The following is a 21061-nucleotide window of genomic DNA, read 5'->3' as shown; positions in this document are numbered from 1 at the left end:
ACGGATGGATGAAATAGCGACGAACGCATTGAATGTACTATTCGAGAAGTTTTGGATCATTCGAGATCAAGAACCCGATATGTACCGAACGATTCGAGACCGTGAAATGGTGTTAAAGCGACACTTACAAGATAAATATGGGTTGGAACTAATCGTTCATCGGCATTTCGCAAAGTTAGAAAAAATTCCTGTCGAACCTCAATCTTGGATGGGTATTCAAACATTTGATAAAACAACGGATTATGTTTTATTTTGCTGTATCTTAGCTTTTCTTGAACGGAAGCGAGTCGATGAGCAATTTTTATTATCCGATTTAACCGAGTATGTGGCGGAAGTATATCCTGGATTTGAAAAAATCGAATGGTCCGTTTACACGATTCGACAATCATTGATTCGGGCGATGCGTGAAGTGATTGGCTTCAGTCTCATACGAACGATCGATGGCCATTTAGAAGGGTATCAATCGGATACGACTGAAGATGTCTTGTACGAAGTGACGGTTTACGCCAAATACTTTATGCGTGCCTATCCAGATGACTTAACACGTTTTCGTGATGAACACGAGTTGTTAGAACAAGAGTGGAGACGTCGTCCTGAAGATATGACGCGTCGACGTGTGTATCGAGCACTTCGGATGACGCCATTTGTTCGTCGGCAAGGTGAAGACGATTTGGATTTTCAATACATTAGACGTTATCGTGATCGATTACAGGATGATTTTATCGAAACAAGTCCTTTTCGATTAGAGGTGTATCGTGACGTCGCCTTTTTGAATTTGCCAGAACCAAAGACGATGTACACCTATTATCCAGGAAGAGGATCGATTTACGATGTGTCTCTTCACGTCACGTCGATGTTGCTCGAAACGCTGGAAAAAAAAGAACTAGTTCTCGGTCATATTTATCTACCATTCAGTCGATTTAAGCGTCTCTTACATCAAACGAAAGAGAGATATGGACATGGTTGGTCTAAAGACTACAGAGAAGGATCTATCACACATATCATGAAAGAAGTATTGAAATTATGGGAGAACTGGGAGTTGGCATTAGTCGACGATATAGAAGAGATGATTGATGTATTACCAGGAATCTCTCGTGTCATCGCGCGTTATCCGAAGGAATATGAAGAAAAAAGGGAGAGTCGGGATGAATAAATGGGAACTGAATCGAGCAGGTCTATTCAATTTTTGGTATTACGACGATGAAATTTTAGATTTTAAAGATGGAAAATTATTATTGCGTGGAACAAACGGTTCGGGAAAGTCGGTCACGATGCAAAGTTTGTTACCCGTTCTTCTAGATGGTCGGTATACAGCGAAACGTCTTGATCCGTTCGGGTCACATTCACGTAAAATGGTTGATTATTTGTTAGGTGAAAAGGAAGTTTCTAAGATTGAAGAGCGAACGGGTTATCTCTTTTTAGAGTATAAACGTAAAAATACGGAACAGTACATCACGACCGGTATTCGTCTACAAGCGAAACGAGGAAAAGACATTCATTTTACAGGATTCGTCATCACGGATGGACGACGGATTCGTGAAGATTTTCAACTATACGAAACGGTTCGGAGTACGAATGGAAGCGAGAAGAGACCACTATCAAGAATCGAATTGAAAAATCGGATCGGAGACGGTGGTGTGGTCGTCACGACACAAAAAGAATATAAGGAGCTTGTGAATCGATATGTTTTTGGTTTTGACGACATCGTCGCCTATGATGATTTGATCAAATTATTAATCGAATTAAGGAGTCCAAAACTGTCAAAGGATTTTAAGCCAACTGTCATTTACGATATTCTAGAAGCCGCGTTGCCCGCGTTGTCGGAAGACGATCTCATCTCACTTTCAGAGTCGCTTGAACAAATGGATCAGACAGAACAACAAATGGAACAATTGGAACGAGAAGTCAATGCCATTCAAAAGATTAAAACAGCTTATCAGGAGTATGAAGAACGGTTGATGCTGGATCAAGTAGAACAGTGGGAAAAAATCGTTAAAGAACGTAAAAAAGAAGAAACACAACTGGAGCACGAGTCACGCGAAATCAAGGAACTATCTGACTTGTTGATTGCGCATACACATGAACAAGAGGAGTTAACAATCAAGTATAAGGTGGCACAAGACAGTCGGATGGAGTTATCTCGTCACGAAGTTTTCCGTTGGCAAAACGACAAGTTAACGAAGACGACATTGCGCAATCGACTGATTGAAAAGCAGACGGGGCGAGAGCGGGACAAAGAACGCGAAGAAGACAAGCGACGTCAATTGATGAAGGACAAAAATGAAAAATCGTTTTTAGTGCAACAATTAATCGAAAAGCAGCACGATCAAATAGATGAAATTGATTATGAAGCACAAGAGAGTGCTTTTTCATTACATGAAACGTATGCTAAAGCCTATCTCAGACAAGAGGACGGGTTCTCTTTTGGAACATGGAAAGGAATGGCTCGTCAACATGAAGAACGATTAGGAACATTGTTCGAACATTTACGAGAAGTGACTGAACTTCAGTCGCGTTACGTAGAAAAGACAAGACAGGCCTCTGAAGTCGAAGAAACCGTCGATCAATTAAGGAATGATGCGGATAAATGGAGTGGGGTGCAACACACGGAACGACAACGAATCGTCGAACACTTGTACAACTGGTCGGATCAAGTCGCATTCTCTGTCTCAGCGGATTCGACACGACAGTTCATTCGTGTATTGGAAGACGTGCCGCACCTGACGTCTTATGAGAAAGTGAAAGCACCTTTTTGGACTCAGATTCAACAAGAAAACTTCGAACTCAAAACGGAGCATCATCAAGCAGTACAAGTGTCTGAAAGTTTATTTGCAGAAAAACAACTCCTTGAGGAAAAACGTGATCGTCTAGTTAATGAAGAGGAAGACCCAGAACCTGTTCGGGATTTACAACGTCAAGCAGCACGCGCAGCGTTACAGAAAAAAGGTCATGTACATGCTCCCTTGTATGAAGTAACGTCGTTTCGGAGTCAGGTTCCACCGGAGACTGCGCTTCGGATTGAGCGAGTCTTGATGGCGAGTGGTTTGTTAGATGCATTGATTTTAGAAACGGATCGACCTGTAGAGCACGACGATGTCTTGTATCCTCAATCCATTCAAACGGGTGAAACCTTGTTTGACTACTTAGAAGTAGATGCAGAACAGATCAAATTACCTCGAGAAAGAATTGAACAGATTTTAAAAAGTATCGCCATCCATACGAATACGGAGGTCACATTAGATTTTGATCAAGTGACATATCGATTCGGTGCCCTTCATGGTCATGCACATGACCATGAACGAGTCTGCTACATCGGAAAAGAAGCTAGACAACGACATCGGGCACAACTCGTTCATGATTTGAATACAGATATTCTGTCCTTTACCAAACAACTTGAAGAACAAGAAAAAACTTTAAAAGACTTACAGATGAAACTCGCTCAAAACGATCAGTGGTGGAACGAGTTTCCGAAAGAGGACGATTTACTAGAAGCGACGCATCAACTAGGTGAGACGAAACGATTTTTGACGGGGCACGAAGACATTTTGGAACGTCTTGAAAAGGAACGGACTGCATTGAATCAATCGTTACGTCAAAAAAATGCAAAGATTATAGAAGAAACAAATGAGATGTCGATTGACAGGACGATGGAAGCGTATCAACATGCACAAAAGCTAATACGTGATTACATTGATGCGGTTGAAACGTGCACGAGACGTCATACTGAAATTCGTCAACTCGAAGAACGAATCGTTGAGCGGACAGAACAAATCGAAGAGCAAGAACAAGTCATCCAGCTTGTGCACGAGGAATGGGTGGATGTCACACAGGAACGAACAAAGGTTGAATACGAGATTCAAGCACTCGAAGAGCAATTAAAATTACTGGGCGCGGAGGAAATTGAACAAAAAATTAAAGAACTTGTCTTGGAGATTACTCAATCGGAAGAACGGATGGCTCTATTGTCGAAGGAAATCGGAACGTATACAGAACGAGAAAAAAACCTCATCGAACAAAGAAAAACTCGTCAACAACAGCTGGAATTTCTTCGGAAGTTAGAACAGCTTTGGCAAGAAAATATGAAAAATGAATGGAAAAATGTTCAGTCCACAGACAAGGGCAACCTGACATCATGGAAAGAGCACGTAAAGACATTTACTTTGAGGGAACGTTCACGTTTAGAAGAACGTTTGACAAAATTATTTAATGAAACTCAATCGGACCTAATCGAATACCGGATGCGTCAATCTAATCCTCGCCGTAGCTTGCCAGAGTGGGAAGAAGCAGTGATTGAAGTCGGAAACCGGAGTCTGTTGAATGAGTGGCAACGTGCCTTCAGTCGTATTCTTTTTCAGTTTGAACTCCATGGGAATCAAGTCTTACCAGATGAATTATTCCAAGAAATTTTTCTGGAGTATACGTTACAACAAGATCGTCTAAGTGCATTAGATCGTCAATTGTATGAAGACATTTTGTTGGACTCCGTCGGGAAGATGTTACGAGCGAAAATTCATAACGCCAAGCAATGGACCAAAAATATGAAAGAGCTGATGGAAAATCAAGATACATCATCAGGTTTGAAGTTTTCAATCAAATGGATTCCGAAAACAGCAGATTCTGAACAAGAAATGGATACAAAAGATTTAGTGAGCCTCTTAGAACAGGATGCGAAGTTATTAAAAGATGAGGACTTTGATCGAATCACGTCACATTTTCGTTCACGAATACAGTTTGCGAAACAAATGATGATAGAGTCCGGAGAAGGACAGACATTACTTCAAGTGTTACAAAATGTGTTGGATTATCGAAAATGGTTTTCATTTGAATTATGGTATGTTCGACCAAATGAACCGAAACGTGAATTGAAAAATGATGCATTTTTCAAGTTTAGTGGTGGTGAGAAGGCGATGGCGATGTATGTTCCATTATTTACGGCCTGTTACTCGCGGTATCAGAAGGCGAAACAAGACGCACCTTATATCATTTCTCTAGACGAAGCATTTGCCGGTGTCGATGAGAATAACATTAGTGAGATGTTTGAAGTGGTGGAAGCATTGGGATTCAATTACATCATGAATTCTCAAGTACTATGGGGAGATTACGCGACGGTCTCGTCACTTGCGATAGCTGAATTACTCCGCCCGAAAAATGCTAACTTCGTCACAGTCATGCGTTATGAATGGGATGGAATATCGAGGGTCGAACAATGAGGAGTGAACGTTCTGAAGAAGCGATTACTTATTTTAAGCAACACTCTGTCTACGAAAAACTGTTTCAACTCTTTCGAAAAAAGTATGAATCACTCGGAAAGGTAGGCGGAAGCGTTAAGATTGAACATTTCACGAGTGAGGACTTAGATGTTCTAAGTGGTTTTTTAAAACTTCCAGTCCATCTGCTACAAGAGAAACCAAACATTTCGTTACTGTTGTTTGAACGTCGACTCCGCGATACTCGCTTTCAACTTCCAGACTTGCACGAGTTACTAGAACTGTATTTTGAAGAATCGATTTTATCGAAGCATCAACTTCAAATGGGAAAACAAGAACGCAAGCAACAGAAGTTTAAGGATTGGAAGGCACGATATGGCTATTTATCAGATTGGTTGTCATTACTTGAAGAAAAAAGTGAAAAACATCGTTGGATCACTAGACATTTAGAAGAAGATCACGAAGAAACGATTTTAAAGATACTGAATCGTGTAGTAGTCGAAAAACCAATCGATTTGGAACGTATTTCAATTTATGCACAACGAGTAGCAGGTAATCCTCATGCATTTGATATATCGACCGTTTTAGGCAGATGTCTAATTCATTATTTGTATCAGATGTCTGATCAACGAGAAAGTTATCCGACTTCAAGTGAAGCCATCAATACGTTGTTGCTCACATTCGGCATCTTACGGGATGATATTTCGAACTTCATTTCGATCGCGAATATCCAAGCGACTTATCAGGGGGGCATACATCCGGTATTCGCAGCGGCCAGTCAGCAACAAAGTGTATTGAATGTTCCCCTGCGGGAGATATTACGACTTGATGAATGTCATTTGAGCCAAGGGAAAGATGTTTATGTCGTCGAGAACTCAGGTGTGTTTTCAGCTATTTTAGATGATATTCCAACAATCAGCTTAGTTTGTACACATGGTCAAATTCGAATTGCTGGTTGGAAAATGCTTGATATGCTTGCTGCTTCAGGATGTAGAATTCATTATAGTGGAGATTTTGATCCAGAAGGACTTCAAATGGCGCAACGTGTACTGAATCGTTATCCGAAGCAAGCCGTTTTATGGAGAATGTCACTTGAAGACTACCCTCTGTCTGCTCCTTCTGTTGAACTAAACCAAGAACGTCTAAACAAGTTGAATAGTATTCAACAGACTCAATTGGTTGATTTGGCAAAACAAATAACGGATACGGGGTTAGCTGGTTATCAAGAAGGACTACTTACCTATTTGATAGAGGATTGTAAGATGTGTACTATGCAGAATAAGTGATTCTAAACATGTTTTAAAAATCCCACCATATTCTTGTCTAAATTGAAATCACTCGCTTCACGCGACTCCTACAGGAAAACGTGTAAAGTGAGTGATTTTTTTGAGTCAATCCTTTTTGAACTAAAGATATATTCTGCATCTGTTCTCCACCGAAGTGTCTAACGTTTTTCTGGAACGGGAACAGATAAAACAGAAAAGCGCAAAGTGAAAGGGATGAGAACGCTGACATCAGAACAATGGAGATTTGCAAAAAAACTCTTAGCAGAAGCCGTTCAGCACCAAATGGAGTTAGAAAATGGACCGATGCAAAACGAATTGATTGAGGGAACGACTCCTGTCTTATGGTTTGGCGATGCGACGAAAACAAGCTGGTTGACGGTGGCGACCAATCCCTCGGCGGGACAGTTCTTAAAAAAAGACGGGACGATGCGTTACGATGCAACCGGTCCCTTCTTTTTACGCGAGTCGGGAATGTCCTTAAGTGCTTACCAAAACGACAGACATTATGAACAAAGTATCAGAAAATACAACTGTTATTTTCAGCAAAAGGACGTCTACAAGACATGGTTCGGAAAAGAGCAGGGGGGTAAACTGGAAGGATTTTTAAACGGATTTGGTGCGTCCCTGTACGATCCATCTCTGCAGTCTGTCATCCATACGGATTTCTTTCCTCTCCCGACGAAACGGTATATGGGAACGATTTCGATGCGGCACGAGCTGGAAGAGACCGTTTTTGGACAAACCTTTTTCCTGAGATTACTGCCGCTGTTTTCATTACACGGCATTATTTTACTCGGACGGGAACATACGGACCGTTTTCGGAAACTTGATTCGAGTGTTACGTGGAAAGCGCCTATTACCTTAACCGATTATCCGGATGCCGTCGTTGAATTCGGTTATTCGGCTGAACTGGGTCTGCCGATTATCGGACTCCATTTTAAACCGAGCGAACAGTTCCTCGGTCTTGGAAGCCGGAACGATGAAAATGAAGTGAGTCATGGCACGTATGGCTCGGCGAATGGACTACGGGAGATTGGACGGCATGTCCGGAAAAAACTCGATGAATTCTATCCGGCAGAGGATTGACAGCCGTTTTGGTATCCGTAATAATGGAAATGAATTAGCACTCTATCTTATAGAGTGCTAAAAAATATATGGGGGTATCGAAAATGGAAACGAAACAATTTAAAGCAGAATCCAAGCGATTGCTCGAAATGATGATTCATTCCATCTACACACACAAGGAAATCTTTTTACGTGAGTTGATTTCGAACGCCAGTGACGCAATGGATAAGATTTACTACAAAGCGTTGACGGACGAGACGATTACGTTCGACAAGGACGCCTACAAGATTACGATCGAGCCGAACAAAGAAACACGTCAATTGATTTTACGTGATACAGGAATCGGAATGACAAAAGAAGAGCTCGAAGAAAACCTCGGAACGATTGCCAAAAGTGGCTCGCTCGCCTTTAAAGCGGAAAACGAATCGAAAGATGGCCATGATATCATTGGACAGTTCGGCGTCGGTTTTTATTCCGCCTTCATGGTCGCTGACACCGTGACCGTCGTGACGAAACCGTTTGGCAGTGACGTCGCCTATAAGTGGGAGTCGCACGGAATCGACGGGTACACGATCGAAGAGGTCGACAAAGAAACAGTCGGAACGGACATCACACTTCATATCAAAGCAAACGAAGAAGAAGAGAACTATGATGAATACTTAGAGCCGTACCGTCTTCGAAGTATCATCAAAAAGTACTCGGATTTCATCCGCTATCCGATCGAGATGGAAGAAACGGAACAGCGCCCGGTCGAAGGATCGGACGAAACAGAAGACGTGACGGTCATGAAGACAGTCAACAGCATGATCCCAATCTGGCGAAAAAACAAACGGGAACTGACGGATGAGGACTATGTCAACTTCTATCAAGAAAAACGGTATGGATTCGATACACCAGTCAAACATATCCATATTAGTGCGGATGGCGCCGTCCGGTATCAATCAATTTTGTTCATTCCCGAGCAGCCGTCGTTTGATTACTATTCGAAAGAGTTTGAAAAGGGACTCGAACTGTATGCGAACGGTGTCTTGATCATGGAAAAATGCAGTGATCTGTTGCCGGATCATTTCAGTTTCGTCAAAGGAATGGTCGATTCAGAAGACTTGTCGCTCAACATCTCGCGCGAAATGTTGCAGCACGACCGTCAGTTAAAATTAATTGCGAAGAACATCCAAAGCAAAATCAAAACACAACTCGAGGCATTACTTCGTGACGACCGGGAGAAATACGAGACGTATTATCAAGCCTTTGGCCGTCAGCTGAAGTTCGGTATCTATAACGATTACGGCATGCACAAGGACAGCGTAAAAGAACTCGTCTTGTTCCATTCGGCAAAAGAGAAAAAACTGGTAACGCTCGCAGAATATGTCGCTGCGATGCCGGAAGAGCAGAAGTACATTTATTATGCGTCAGGTGAGAGCACGGATCGGTTGGATAAGTTGCCGCAATCAGAGCTCGTCAAGGACAAAGGATTCGATATCCTTTACTTCACGGAAGAAATTGATGAGTTTGCGATTCAGATGCTTCTCAACTACGACGGAAAAGAATTTAAGTCCGTCACAAGCAGCGATCTTGGCATCGAGCAGACGGATCAAGCCGAAACGACGGAGACACAAGTCGAGATGTTTACAGCGATGCAGGACGTACTTGCGGGACAGGTGAAAGAGGTCAAAGCTTCAACACGTTTGAAGTCACATCCGGTCTGCTTCGCGACGGATGGTGCGGTTTCGATCGAAATGGAGAAAATCCTGAAAGCGATGCCGAATAACCAAGATGTTACAGCCGTGAAAATCCTTGAACTGAACACGTCACATGACGTCTTCAAAGCGATTGAGACGGCCTATGCCGAAGACCGTCCGAAATTCGAACGGTACACGAAGTTGATGTATCAACAAGCGTTATTGATGGAAGGATTGCCGATTGAAGATCCGGTCGCGTTTGCGAACGAAGTCTGCGCATTGATGGTCTGATCTTTCATGAGATGAAGAAATCCCAGTGCATCAATTGTGCACTGGGATTTTTTTAGCTGCTGAAATAGGAGGACAACTGCTTCATCAAATAATCTTTATTTTCTTCAAACTGCCGCTTCCGATGTCCATTTGCACCGGAAGGATGTGGGAAACCAAATAACACAGTATGTTTTTTGATCCGTCCTTGATGAAGCAATGTCCGGACAGTCGACTCGACGACCCGTCCGAACGGGACGAGGATGACGGGATGGGGCAACTGATTTAATTCTGCTGCGAAATGTTCATACGCATAGTGTTGCAGCAGGGGTGTCCGTTCGATTTTTGGTTGATGTCCCGTATAATTTTTATCGCGGTAAAAGACAGGATGTCTTAAAATCGAAGTCGTATGCAACAGTTCTTGATGGGTATGAAACAGCGTCGTCGTCGAAGGAATCTCCAGCATACGATGTAATTCGAGTTCATCCAACATCGTCGTCAAATTACGACGCATGGGTCCCGCGAAACTGGCACTGTACTTGACGATTTTCGAGGTTTCCTCAATCGTCGACCCGTGATGAAAGGCATCGACCGCTTCCTCGTAAGCAATCCGCATCTGTTCAAATCCTGGCGTGATGCCAATGAAGACCACTTTGGCAGAGCGATTGATATATTCTCCGATCGGCGAGTAGTAAACGGATAATTCCTGCTCCTGTTGTAATAAGAAACCGTCTACGAACAAGTCCTGGCGCGTCAAGGACCGATCAATTGGTAAGGCACGGATGGCCTGTTCAAAAATCGATAATGAATTCAGCATGATAAGTCCTCTCTCTTTCTGTATTGGACTTATGATAACAAATAATGGCATTACATACAATTTACACCCATATCAATATAGTAAGGGGTGTCTTAAGGATTAAAAAACCTTGCGACCAAAGTGGAAGCAAGGCAGTTATGCAAGTGGATGATCAAGAAGTCCGTTCTTTGACGGAAGCGACGTCGTAGGTGATGATTTCACTTCCAAGCATTGGAGATTCTTCTTGTTTGCCGTCTGACGGTGCAGGACGTTTATGTGACTCTTTAAAATCATCACTGTTCCGCCATGCTTCAAAATCCTTCATGTCTTCCCAGTACATGTTGACGTTCATTTCATCGTGTTCTTCGAGACCTTGTGTCAGTAAAACTTCGACACGAACAAATCCCTTCATCGAGTCAAGACCACTCGGGCGGGTAAAGCGTGGTGCGAGTGCAGGAGCCATTCCTTTTTTGACTTTGATCCGGTTCGTCACGACGATCATACAAACATCCCCTTTTATCGAATTGTGTACCTTTTAAGTATAGTACGATGGAAACAACAATGCTTGAAAGAAGGAATCCATCATTATGAATGAACAAGATTATGAAGCACGTCTACACATCAAGACGATCGAAGTCCAACATCTCTATAACGCCTTCAGCCATTACAACCGTTACGAGCCGACTCCTTACGCGGCACTCGAGGAATTATGTGCCGTCTATCCGTTTGACCCGACCGATACGGTGATTGATTTTGGGTGCGGAAAAGGACGCTTGAATTTTTACTTGCATGATCGGTTTGATTGTTCCGTCATCGGAATTGAGATGAATGGTCAGTTTTACGAGGATGCGCTTGCGAATCAGATAGCGTACACGAAAAAGATGAAAAAGCGGCGAGGGAGCATTCGTTTTGAACATACGTATGCGGAAGCGTATTCGATTCCGGATGACGTCACGACATGTTATTTTTTTAATCCATTTTCGATTCAAATCTTCATGAAGGTCGTCGACCAGATTCTGATGTCTGTCGAGCGGCATCCACGTGCGGTCGACCTTATCCTTTATTATCCGGCAGATGAGTACCGGTATTATTTAGAGCATCAAACGGTATTTGAACAAGTCGAAGAAGTTCGTTTAAAGGAATTGTTTGAAAAAAATCACGACGAACGATTTGTCATTTATCGAATGGATCTGTCCCGGAAAGTAGCAAAACGGGTATAAGGTACTAACGGCGATCTCCCAAAAAAGTGAGGCGATTCGGATGATTCATTTGGAACATGTGACAAAAGAATTTGCACCGAAACGAGGTTTGTTTGATGTCAGTTTTTCGGTGGAACCGGGAATGGTATTTGGTTTCATCGGACCGAACGGAGCGGGGAAGTCAACGGCGATCCGGCAACTAATGGGCTTGATTCGAGCGGACTCCGGTCATGCGACAATCGGTGGTTATGACTGTTGGAACCAAACAGAAGAGGTAAAACGAATCGTCGGTTACTTACCAGGCGAGATCAATTTACCTGGTGATTTTACAGGCGAGCAAATTTTACACTTGATGCAGAAACTACATCATAGTAAACCGGAACGTCAATTGGAATTGTTGGAACGTTTTCCGTTTGAGACGAAAACGAAAATTCGAAAGATGTCGAAAGGAATGAAACAGAAACTGGCATTAGTCGGCTGTTTCATGAAAGATGCACCGGTTTATCTGTTGGATGAACCGACGAGTGGGCTCGATCCGTTGATGCAGGAGCGTTTCTTAGCCTTGATTGATGAAGAACGACAACGGGGGAAAGCGATTTTGATGAGTTCACATCATTTTCCGGAGATGGAAAAATCATGTGACCGGGCCGCCCTCATCAAAGAAGGACGAATCATCATCGAAGCAGACATTCATGAGCTGGTTCGTTCGAGTCGAAAACAATACACGATTGAATTTGGGTTAGCGGCACATGCGGAACAATTCGCTAGACAAATCGGAAGTGAACGGATGCAGAATCAGGTGTCTTTTGTGACGACGAAGCAATTGACTTTAAATCAAGTCATCCGTTTCTTGACGGAGTATGATGTGCGGACGATTCACTCTTCCGCGGATGACTTGGAACATGTCTTCTTACATTATTATAGTGAGGAGGAATCACCATGATGACCATCATTTGGTCGTTATTGAAGCACAACGGAAAACCGATCACAGCGTATGCCGTTGGAACGAGTCTGTATTTGTTGATGCTTGCGGCGCTGTATCCCTCGATGATGAAGAGTGGTCTGCTCGAAGCGAAGCTTCAAGCGTTGCCACCGGAAGTCTTAAAAGCCTTTCAGTACGACAAGGTGACCGGATTTGATAACGTCCTGGATTTACTGGGCGGTAATTATTACGGATTGATCTTTCAAATCATCGCCTCCCTGTTCTTATTATCGCTTGCAGCACGACTGCTGGCCCGACCGATCGACAACGGGGAACTGATTTTATACCTCGCGGCGCCGATTACACGCCATCAATACACCGCGTCTGCGATGATCGTGATGATGATTGCCAGTACATGCCTTGTATTATTCAATACGTTTGTCTTGTTGCTAGCGGACTGGTTCGTTTCCGGTGTTTCGATTGATGGGATGACCTTGGTCCGCTTTCAAGTGAATGCGTTGTTCGTACTCTATGCGATTGGCGGCTTCACCCTGTTCGTCGCGACCTTGTTTGACGATGAGCGGCGTGCCTTTTCGATTGCGGGTGGTGTGCTTGTACTATCGATCGTCTTGACGATTGGGGCGGGGTTGAGTGAAAAAATGGATTGGATGCGTTATGGTTCGATTTTCAGTCTTTTTAATACACAACAGTTATTAGAAGGGACGAGTGATTTATTTCTTCACCTATCGATTCTTGCGGGAATCAGTCTGTTTTTTAACGCAAGTGCGTTTTGGGGTTTTCGGAAACGAAGTTTGTCGATCTGACACAATCGAATCAGAAAACAGGCCAAAGAAGACGCGGAAATTTACAGAAAGTGAACATTTAGGATTTGAACGTTGCGTAAGTGCTCGATTTTTACTAAGATAAAGGAATGTTATAGTTCTGGAAAAAGAAATGAGGTCTCACTAATGAATAAACCGTCCATTTATGGATTAACAATTGAGCAGATGACAGAATGGTTATCGCATCAAGGTCACAAACCGTTCCGTGCGAAACAAGTATGGGATTGGTTGTATCGTAAACGTGTCACTACTTTCGCAGAAATGACGAATGTCAACAAGGATTGCCTTGAGTTGTTAGATCAGAGTTTTGCGATTAATTCGATGACAGAATCCGTCAAACAAGAATCAGCAGATGGAACGATCAAGTTCCTCTTCAAATTGTACGATGGTAGTTTGATTGAAACGGTCTTGATGCGTCACAAGTACGGCTTGTCTGTCTGTGTCACGACACAAGTTGGTTGCAACATCGGCTGTAGTTTCTGTGCCAGTGGCCTGATCAAGAAAAGCCGCGATCTTTCGGCTGGAGAAATCGTCGAGCAGATCATGAACGTCCAGCATCACCTCGATGCCGTCGGTAAAGAAGAACGTGTCAGCCACGTCGTCGTCATGGGTATCGGTGAGCCGTTTGATAACTTCGACAATATGGTCGATTTCTTGAACGTCATCAAAGACCATAACGGTCTTGCGATTGGTGCGCGTCACATCACGGTCTCGACAAGTGGACTTGCAGACAAGATCTACAAATTCGCAGATTTAAAACTTCAAGTCAACTTGGCGATTTCACTTCACGCGCCAAACAACGAACTCCGGACACAAATCATGAAAATCAACCGTGCGATTCCGCTCGAGAAATTGATGCCTGCCATCGATTATTACGTCAAGACGACGAACCGGAAAATCACGATTGAGTACATTCTTTTACGTGGTGTCAACGACCAAAAAGCCCAAGCGATCGAGCTTGCGAAATTGTTCGAAGACAAACGTCATTTGACGTACGTCAACTTGATTCCATACAATCCGGTCGATGAGCATGGTCAATACCAACGGAGTACGTCGGAAGACATCTCAGCGTTTTATGATACGTTGAAAAAGAACGGTTTGAACTGTGGTGTCCGTCTTGAGCACGGTACGGATATTGATGCTGCTTGTGGTCAATTACGTAGTAAACAGATCAAAAAAGATACAGTCGCAGCAAAATAAGCAAGTCGAGCTTCCCGTCAGTTGATGGGAAGCTCTTTTGACGTCCTGTCGAAAGTAGCGCATAATGAGAAGTCACGTCTAATATATGACGCGCTAATCCCTATTTCAAAATTAAACTATAAAATAAATGAGGTACTCACATGTCTAAAAAACCATTTACTGATTTTCAACTCAGTGCACCGATTCTAGAAGCCATTGAACAACTCGGTTACCATACGCCGACCGATGTCCAGCAAGCGGTCATTCCGGTCGCCTTGTCCGAAAAAGATATCATCGTCAAATCACGGACCGGCAGCGGAAAGACGGCATCATTCGGGATTCCGCTTTGCGAACTGATCGAGTGGGAAGAAAACAAACCACAGGCGTTGATTTTGACACCAACCCGTGAACTTGCGTTACAAGTCACGGAAGACGTCATGAACATCGGGCGTTACAAACGTATCAAGGCGACCGCCGTATTCGGCAAACAGCCATTCCGAGGTCAAGTCGCGGAACTGAAACAAAAGACGCACATCGTCGTCGGGACACCGGGTCGTGTCCTCGATCATTTAGAGCGGGGGACATTATCGCTCGAGAAGGTCAAATACCTTGTCCTCGATGAAGCAGACGAGATGCTCAATATGGGCTTCCTCGATCAAGTCGATACGATTTTGAAGCAATTACCGAAGCAACGGACGACGATGTTGTTCTCAGCGACGTTCCCGCAAGATATTCATCAGTTGAGTGATCGCTACATGCAGGCACCAAAGGAAGTCGAGATTATGACAAAGGCAACTGAAATCGCAGAAATCGAACACAGTTATATTTCTGTGACCGACAAAACGAAGTTCGCCATCCTGAAAGATGTCACGGTCGTCGAAAATCCAGACCGTTGCATGATTTTCTGCCGGACAAAAGAACATGTCGATTTTGTGGCACAAGGATTAACCGCGATGGAGTATCCGGTCGAAAAAATTCATGGTGGCATGGAACAGGATGAGCGTCTTGCCGTCATGAAAGCGTTCCGAGCAGGTGAATTCCGTTATCTCGTCGCGACGGATGTCGCAGCACGCGGGATTGATATCGAAAACATCACCCATGTCATCCAGTACGATATGCCGGTTGAAAAAGAAAGTTATGTTCACCGGACAGGGCGGACAGGACGTGCCGGTGCACTCGGAAAAGCGATCAGTTTAGTGACCGAGTCGGATATGCGTCGTCTGCGTGAAGTCGAACAGTACCGCGGTGAGGCGATTGAAAAACGCCAGGCACCGACTGAACGGGAATTGATTCGGACAGCAGATGCCTTTGAAGAGAAGATCACGACAGCAGACGTCCGGGCTTCGAAAACGGAGCAACTTAACGCTGATATCATGAAGTTGTATTTTAACGGCGGGAAGAAAAAGAAACTGCGTGCCGTTGATTTTGTTGGCACGATTGCCAAAATCGAAGGGATGACCGCTCAAGACATCGGGATCATCACAATCCAGGATACCGTCACGTACGTGGAAATCCTGAATGGCAAAGGTCCACTCGTCTTGCGGGCGATGAAGACGACAAAAGTCAAAGGCAAACAGCTGAAGGTGTATGAAGCGTTCAAAAAATAAATGGCAGCAGCCGTCTAAAGAGAACTGATCTCTTAACGGCTGTTTTTTTGTGTCAGGTGTTGTCCGAGATACAGTCCGCTCGCAGCTGCTTGCGACAGCGAGTGGGTCACACCGGAGCAATCCCCGATTGCATACAGTCCCGGAATGTCCGTCTCAAACGTAATGGAAGTCGACAGCATCGGAGCATAAAATTTCCCGTCCATCCCGTACAGCAGTGTGTCGCTTGAGAGCGGTGTTTCGAGCAAGTACTCAAGTCGTTTCAGAAATTCTAGCAAGACCGAGATGTCAGTGCCCGGGACTTCCTTTATCAGATTACCTGGTGTCGCTTCAAGTGTCGGGCGCACTTTGTTTTCAGCGAGAGCATCTGACAGCGTAGAACGACCAGCCCGTAAATCCCCGAGCCGTTGGACGACGATCCGGTCCGTCCCTTGATTGATCTGTCCGATGACGGAAGCGGCATAGTGATTGGCTTCTTCGAGTGTCGCAAAGTAACGGGGTAAAAACAGCGTGAAGTTCAAGTTGGTCGTCCCGGTATCCTGTTCCCGGAAGTTTTGCCCGTCCGGCATGACAAGACCTTCCTGATGTTTGCGGATGATCCGTCCTTTCGGATTCATGCAGTATGTAACGGCAGTTCCTGCTGCTGACGCATAGGCCAGTTTCGTTTCGAACGTGTCTTGTAACAATGTCCGGAATGCTGTTTCTTCCATCTCGATCCGGATGCCGAGGTCGAGACGGGTTTTATTTTGAACCAATCCAAGCGTCTGAAGTTGCGCCTGCATCCACTCGGTACCGGAACGTCCGGTCGCGAAGACAACGCGCTGACTCGAAAACGTCTCGATTCCAGTCGTGAGCATAAACCCGTTTGGTCGCTTTTTGATCGTATCGACAGACGTCTCAAAGCGGAATGTAACAGATTCCCACAACACAGTTTCAAGTTGTCTCAGTATACGTTCCGATAATGCAGTCCCTAAGTGCCGGACCGTCGTTTCGATTGTCTCAAGACCGACTGCTTTTGCCCGATCAGCTAGAACGGCATTGGACGTGGAGTAGGACTCGACTTCATCTGCTCCGTAGCGACAAAGGAGCGCATCGACCTGTTGCATCAGACGAAGCGTTGTTTCCGGTCCAAGCTTCTCAGCGAGTTCGCCTCCAAACCCAGCAGAATAGTTGTATTTCCCTTCTGACTTACCAAGTCCGCCAAAGCCAAGATAGGCTTCCTGCTTGGTCCGTTGCTCAAGTGGTTTTCCGGCATCGACCAATAGGACCGTCTGACCCTGCTCCATCAATTCATGGGCTAAAAAGATTCCGGCGACACCGGCACCGATAATTGTCACATCATACATCGTTTGACCAGCTCCTTTTCGTCAGTATACAAAAAAAACCGGATTCCTGTTGAGGAATCCGGAGTTCGAAAACGATTATTTCCAGTCTGTGATGTCGTTGATTGGCAGACGGACTGATGGGTACCCAGCGTCAACGGCTTTCCCGATTGAAAGGAGCATGACAGGAAGATAACGGTCTTTATCCATACCGAACGCTTCCGCGATTTGATCTTTTTCGTAGCCACCGATTGGGTTTGTGTCATAGCCGTGCGCACGCGCGACGAGCATCAATTGCATCGAGACGAGACCTGAATCGATCAAGATGCTGTCGCGGAGTGTGTCCGTATCTTCCGGGCTGTAGAATCCTTTGATGGCAGGTACTTGACGATCGCGGACATCTTGCGGCATAAGTCCTTTTTCAACAGCCATATCGTAGATCGTATCGATGCTGTCGACGGCATTCATGTCACCGAAGACGGCGATGACAGCAGATGATGTCTCGACTTGGACTTGGTTGAATCTAGCGAGTGGAGCGAGTGTCGCTTTACCTTCTGCGCTGTCGATGACGAGGAAACGCCATGGCTGCATGTTGACCGAAGATGGAGCAAGTGTTGCTTCTTCAAGGATTTGTGTCATCTCTTCTTTTGAAATCTTGACGTTTGTGTCGTAGTTGCGGATTGAGCGGCGTCCTTTAACGATTTCCATAAAGTCTGTAGTTGTTTGAGTTGTCATAGTCATTAATCTCCCTTTTATCTGATCTCTATTTTTTGAGTTACGTCGTATTTATTTCCAGTCTGTGATGTCGTTGATTGGCAGGCGAACGGATGGGTACCCGGCGTCAACGGCTTTTCCGATCGAAAGGAGCATGACCGGTACATAACGGTCTTTATCCATGCCGAATGCTTCTGCGATTTGCTCTTTTTCGTAGCCGCCGATCGGATTTGTGTCATATCCGTGCGCACGCGCGACGAGCATCAATTGCATGGAGACGAGACCTGAATCGATCAAGATACTGTCTTTGAGTGCGCTCGCAGGTACATGTTCGTACATGCCTTGAATCGCAGGTACTTGACGGTCGCGGACTTCTTGCGGCATGAGTCCTTGTGCGACTGCTGTATCATAAATGTTTTCAAGTTGATCGATTGCATTCATGTCGCCGAAGACAGCGATGACAGCAGAGGATGACTCAACTTGAACTTGGTTGAATTTAGCGAGTGGAGCAAGCGTCGCTTTCCCTTCAGCGCTGTCGATGACGAGGAAACGCCATGGTTGCATGTTGACAGAAGATGGAGCAAGTGTTGCTTCTTCAAGAATTTGTGTCATCTCTTCTTTAGAAATTTTGACGTTTGTGTCGTAGTTACGGATCGAGCGGCGTCCTTTAACGATTTCCATGAAATCAGTCGTAGTTTGTGTAGTCATCTGACATTCTCCTTTTTAATTAACGGTTGTTTTAGGTAAAGTGAGCGCATTGTTTTCAATTCGTTGCATCATTTGAGCCAACTGATGTTGTTCGTCTGCCGTGAATCCTTCGAGCAACTGCTCGAGGAATTCATCTTTTTGCTCACGTAGTCGTGTAATGCGGGTTGCGCCTTCTTGCGTCAATGAAACGAGAATGACGCGGTTATCCGTTGCTGAACGCACACGTTCAATCATCCCTTTTGTTTCGAGATGCTTCAAATGGCGTGTCACGGCAGCATTATCGACGTTGACCCGTTGCTGTAACTCTTTTTGGCTGATCGTCGTATCGACCTCGAGTTGGGCTAATAAGTCCATCCGGGTTTGGCTAAAGCCGTCCGTACAGAGATCGAATTTTTGAGCAATCGTCTTATTGACGGAGACAAGTGCATAAATCAGCCGTCCTTTTTCAGTACAGGAAATACTCAACTTCATCACATCCTTCCCTTCGTCCGAAAAATCCTTGACGTATCAAAGATTGATATGTAAACGAATATAACGTGTCTGTTTCACTGTTGCAACGAATATGCTTGATCGACGCAAAAAAGATACCGTTTCAAGTGAAAGGGTATCTGATTTAACTGATTTTTTGTTGTTTCCGAGGAGTCGTCCCGGCATCGATCGCGGCAATCATCCGCCGGAAATGACCTAACCAAAACTGCAGGAACGGACCGATCAAGAAAATAGATAAGATCGTTCCAAAGAAAACCGGTCCACCGAGTAACCAACCGATTCCGCAGGCGGTGATTTCCATGAACGTCCGCATCATCCGGATCGACGTTCCAAAGCGTTCAGCAAGCGTCAAGGTCAGTCCATCACGGGGGCCGGCGCCATACCCGACAGCGACATAAAGCCCCGCTCCCATTCCAATGATGAAGATACCAGTGATCAGCCAAAGCGTATTTTGCCAAACGGATGAAAAGGAGGGTAAGAGACCAGAACCGAGGACTAAGTTCATGAACACCCCGACGAAGATCGCGTTGACGAGTGTACCGACCTGGGGTGTGATCCGGTCGAGCAAATACTTGACGAATACCAACAACAATCCGACAAGGAGGATGATCGTCCCGACGGAAAACGGTGTTTTATTTTGGAGGCCAAGGTGAAGGACGTCCCACGTCGAGACACCAAGTTGTGCCGTGATCATCATTGATGAACCGACGGCGAGTAAAAAAAGACCAAATAAGAACAATGCCCATTTTAAGACTGAACGTAACAGCCAGGACGTTTGAAGGGTCTGCATCATTTACGGATAACACCTCATTCTGGATTAAAATTGATTCATTAACTGTATCATGTTTGGTAGAGAAAATTAAAGCGAATCCGATATTTTCCATCTTGAGATGGAGGGAATGAGGACATCTTATCCGTATACTAAGAAAAAGGGGGGATCGTCTTGCAGAAAATTCAGCATTTCATCCGTTTTACATATCTTGAAGCCATCTGTTGTGTCTTCCCGGTCGCAATTTTCTTTGCGCTTGCGGCATCCCGTTATCTGCCGTCTGAACCGATTGCCCGTTATGATTTGTTGCTGCTCTGGTGTCTCATCGTGCAAATCGTGTTGCTCGTGACACGGTATGAAACAAAAGAAGAGTTTAAACTGATCTTAATCTTCCATGCGATTGGTCTAGGTCTTGAATTGTTCAAGGTCCAGGTCGGTTCCTGGAGTTATCCGGAAGAAGCCTGGAGCAAAGTCTTTGGTGTACCGCTCTATGCCGGCTTCATGTATGCCAGTGTCGCAAGTTACATTTGTCAGGCCTTTCGGCGGTTTGATCTCCGTGTCACCGCGTTTCCACGTCCTGGACTTGCCTTAGTGATAGGTCTCTTAGTCTACTTGAATTTTTTTACCCATCACTGGTTACTTGATTTTCGCTGGATTTTGATGGCACTGGTCGCACTGGTCTTCTTAAAATCATGGGTCTATTACCGGTTGGATGAGACCGTCTACCGGATGCCGCTTGTCCTGTCGTTCGGTTTGATTGCCTGGTTCATCTGGCTTGCAGAAAACATCGTGACGTTTTTTAAGGGGTGGGTCTACCCGAATCAGCAGGATGGATGGGAAGTGGTCGACTTCGGTAAACTCTCCTCCTGGTTCTTACTTGTCATCATCACGATTTTGATTGTTGCCGTCGAAAAATACCGACTGGGTGATCCGTCAATCGAAACTAAAAGTGAACCTTAAACAAAAAAATACCAGGTCATTTTTAGACCAACCTTTGCTAAACTCCCTTGCTA

The 21061-nt window shown here is 44.7% G+C and carries 18 protein-coding genes; 11 read left to right on the top strand and 7 right to left on the bottom strand.

Annotation, left to right across the window (positions count from 1 at the left end):
• Positions 1–4: 4 nt before the first annotated feature.
• From BLD48_RS05300 to htpG, 5 genes are all read left to right on the top strand, one after another.
• Positions 5–1153 carry a TIGR02678 family protein gene (locus BLD48_RS05300; protein ID WP_071499258.1) on the top strand — a complete coding sequence of 383 codons (1149 nt, stop codon included), beginning with the start codon at positions 5–7 and terminating at the stop codon, positions 1151–1153.
• The gene (locus tag BLD48_RS05295) at positions 1146–5210 is read left to right on the top strand and encodes a TIGR02680 family protein (RefSeq protein WP_071499257.1); all 4065 of its coding nucleotides are present in this window, start codon (positions 1146–1148) and stop codon (positions 5208–5210) included. The genes BLD48_RS05300 and BLD48_RS05295 overlap by 8 nt, the downstream gene beginning before the upstream one ends.
• On the top strand, positions 5207–6493 hold the full coding sequence (locus BLD48_RS05290; RefSeq protein ID WP_071499256.1) for a TIGR02679 family protein: 1287 nt from the start codon (positions 5207–5209) through the stop codon (positions 6491–6493). The genes BLD48_RS05295 and BLD48_RS05290 overlap by 4 nt, the downstream gene beginning before the upstream one ends.
• 213 nt (positions 6494–6706) lie before the next feature.
• Complete coding sequence (locus tag BLD48_RS05285; RefSeq protein ID WP_071499315.1) at positions 6707–7579, top strand: hypothetical protein; 873 nt, start codon at positions 6707–6709, stop codon at positions 7577–7579.
• Between the two features lie 83 nt (positions 7580–7662).
• The gene (htpG, locus tag BLD48_RS05280) at positions 7663–9528 is read left to right on the top strand and encodes a molecular chaperone HtpG (RefSeq protein WP_071499255.1); all 1866 of its coding nucleotides are present in this window, start codon (positions 7663–7665) and stop codon (positions 9526–9528) included.
• A 52-nt stretch (positions 9529–9580) separates the two neighbouring features.
• On the opposite strand, the gene BLD48_RS05275 is transcribed toward htpG, so the two are convergent.
• Together BLD48_RS05275 and BLD48_RS05270 are read right to left on the bottom strand one after the other, a co-directional pair.
• A complete protein-coding gene (locus BLD48_RS05275; RefSeq protein WP_071499254.1) occupies positions 9581–10321 on the bottom strand; it encodes a uracil-DNA glycosylase family protein in 741 nt (246 codons plus the stop codon).
• A 151-nt stretch (positions 10322–10472) separates the two neighbouring features.
• On the bottom strand, positions 10473–10802 hold the full coding sequence (locus BLD48_RS05270) for a heme oxygenase (protein ID WP_071499253.1): 330 nt from the start codon (positions 10800–10802) through the stop codon (positions 10473–10475).
• A gap of 85 nt (positions 10803–10887) precedes the next feature.
• Between BLD48_RS05270 and BLD48_RS05265 the strand changes: the two genes are divergently transcribed.
• From BLD48_RS05265 to BLD48_RS05245, 5 genes are all read left to right on the top strand, one after another.
• Positions 10888–11520 carry a methyltransferase gene (locus BLD48_RS05265; protein WP_071499252.1) on the top strand — a complete coding sequence of 211 codons (633 nt, stop codon included), beginning with the start codon at positions 10888–10890 and terminating at the stop codon, positions 11518–11520.
• 40 nt (positions 11521–11560) lie between these two features.
• Positions 11561–12442, top strand: a complete 882-nt coding sequence (locus tag BLD48_RS05260; RefSeq protein ID WP_071499251.1) for an ABC transporter ATP-binding protein — start codon at positions 11561–11563, stop codon at positions 12440–12442.
• Complete coding sequence (locus BLD48_RS05255; protein ID WP_071499250.1) at positions 12439–13245, top strand: ABC transporter permease subunit; 807 nt, start codon at positions 12439–12441, stop codon at positions 13243–13245. The genes BLD48_RS05260 and BLD48_RS05255 overlap by 4 nt, the downstream gene beginning before the upstream one ends.
• Before the next feature lie 144 nt (positions 13246–13389).
• Positions 13390–14463, top strand: coding sequence for a dual-specificity RNA methyltransferase RlmN (rlmN, locus tag BLD48_RS05250; RefSeq protein WP_014971680.1), 1074 nt, complete (start codon positions 13390–13392; stop codon positions 14461–14463).
• 140 nt (positions 14464–14603) lie between these two features.
• Complete coding sequence (locus BLD48_RS05245; RefSeq protein WP_014971679.1) at positions 14604–16049, top strand: DEAD/DEAH box helicase; 1446 nt, start codon at positions 14604–14606, stop codon at positions 16047–16049.
• A 32-nt stretch (positions 16050–16081) separates the two neighbouring features.
• On the opposite strand, the gene BLD48_RS05240 is transcribed toward BLD48_RS05245, so the two are convergent.
• The 5 genes from BLD48_RS05240 to BLD48_RS05220 all read right to left on the bottom strand — a co-directional run bounded on the left by BLD48_RS05240 (position 16082) and on the right by BLD48_RS05220 (position 20072).
• Positions 16082–17392 carry an NAD(P)/FAD-dependent oxidoreductase gene (locus BLD48_RS05240; protein WP_071499249.1) on the bottom strand — a complete coding sequence of 437 codons (1311 nt, stop codon included), beginning with the start codon at positions 17390–17392 and terminating at the stop codon, positions 16082–16084.
• Positions 17393–17467: 75 nt separating this feature from the next.
• Entirely contained in the window at positions 17468–18103 is a 636-nt protein-coding gene (locus tag BLD48_RS05235) for a nitroreductase family protein (protein WP_071499248.1), read from the bottom strand.
• 51 nt (positions 18104–18154) lie between these two features.
• A complete protein-coding gene (locus BLD48_RS05230; RefSeq protein WP_071499247.1) occupies positions 18155–18790 on the bottom strand; it encodes a nitroreductase family protein in 636 nt (211 codons plus the stop codon).
• Between the two features lie 15 nt (positions 18791–18805).
• Entirely contained in the window at positions 18806–19261 is a 456-nt protein-coding gene (locus BLD48_RS05225) for a MarR family winged helix-turn-helix transcriptional regulator (protein ID WP_071499246.1), read from the bottom strand.
• Positions 19262–19403: 142 nt separating this feature from the next.
• On the bottom strand, positions 19404–20072 hold the full coding sequence (locus BLD48_RS05220) for a YczE/YyaS/YitT family protein (RefSeq protein ID WP_071499245.1): 669 nt from the start codon (positions 20070–20072) through the stop codon (positions 19404–19406).
• Positions 20073–20222: 150 nt separating this feature from the next.
• On the opposite strand from BLD48_RS05220, the gene BLD48_RS05215 reads away from it, so the two are divergent.
• A complete protein-coding gene (locus BLD48_RS05215; protein ID WP_071499244.1) occupies positions 20223–21008 on the top strand; it encodes a DUF817 domain-containing protein in 786 nt (261 codons plus the stop codon).
• Positions 21009–21061 lie beyond the last annotated feature (53 nt).

The organism is Exiguobacterium sp. KRL4 (genome assembly GCF_001870785.1).
GTDB lineage: Bacteria > Bacillota > Bacilli > Exiguobacteriales > Exiguobacteriaceae > Exiguobacterium_A.
Note: the sequence above shows the minus strand (reverse complement) of the source record. Positions and strands in the feature narration are given on the sequence as shown.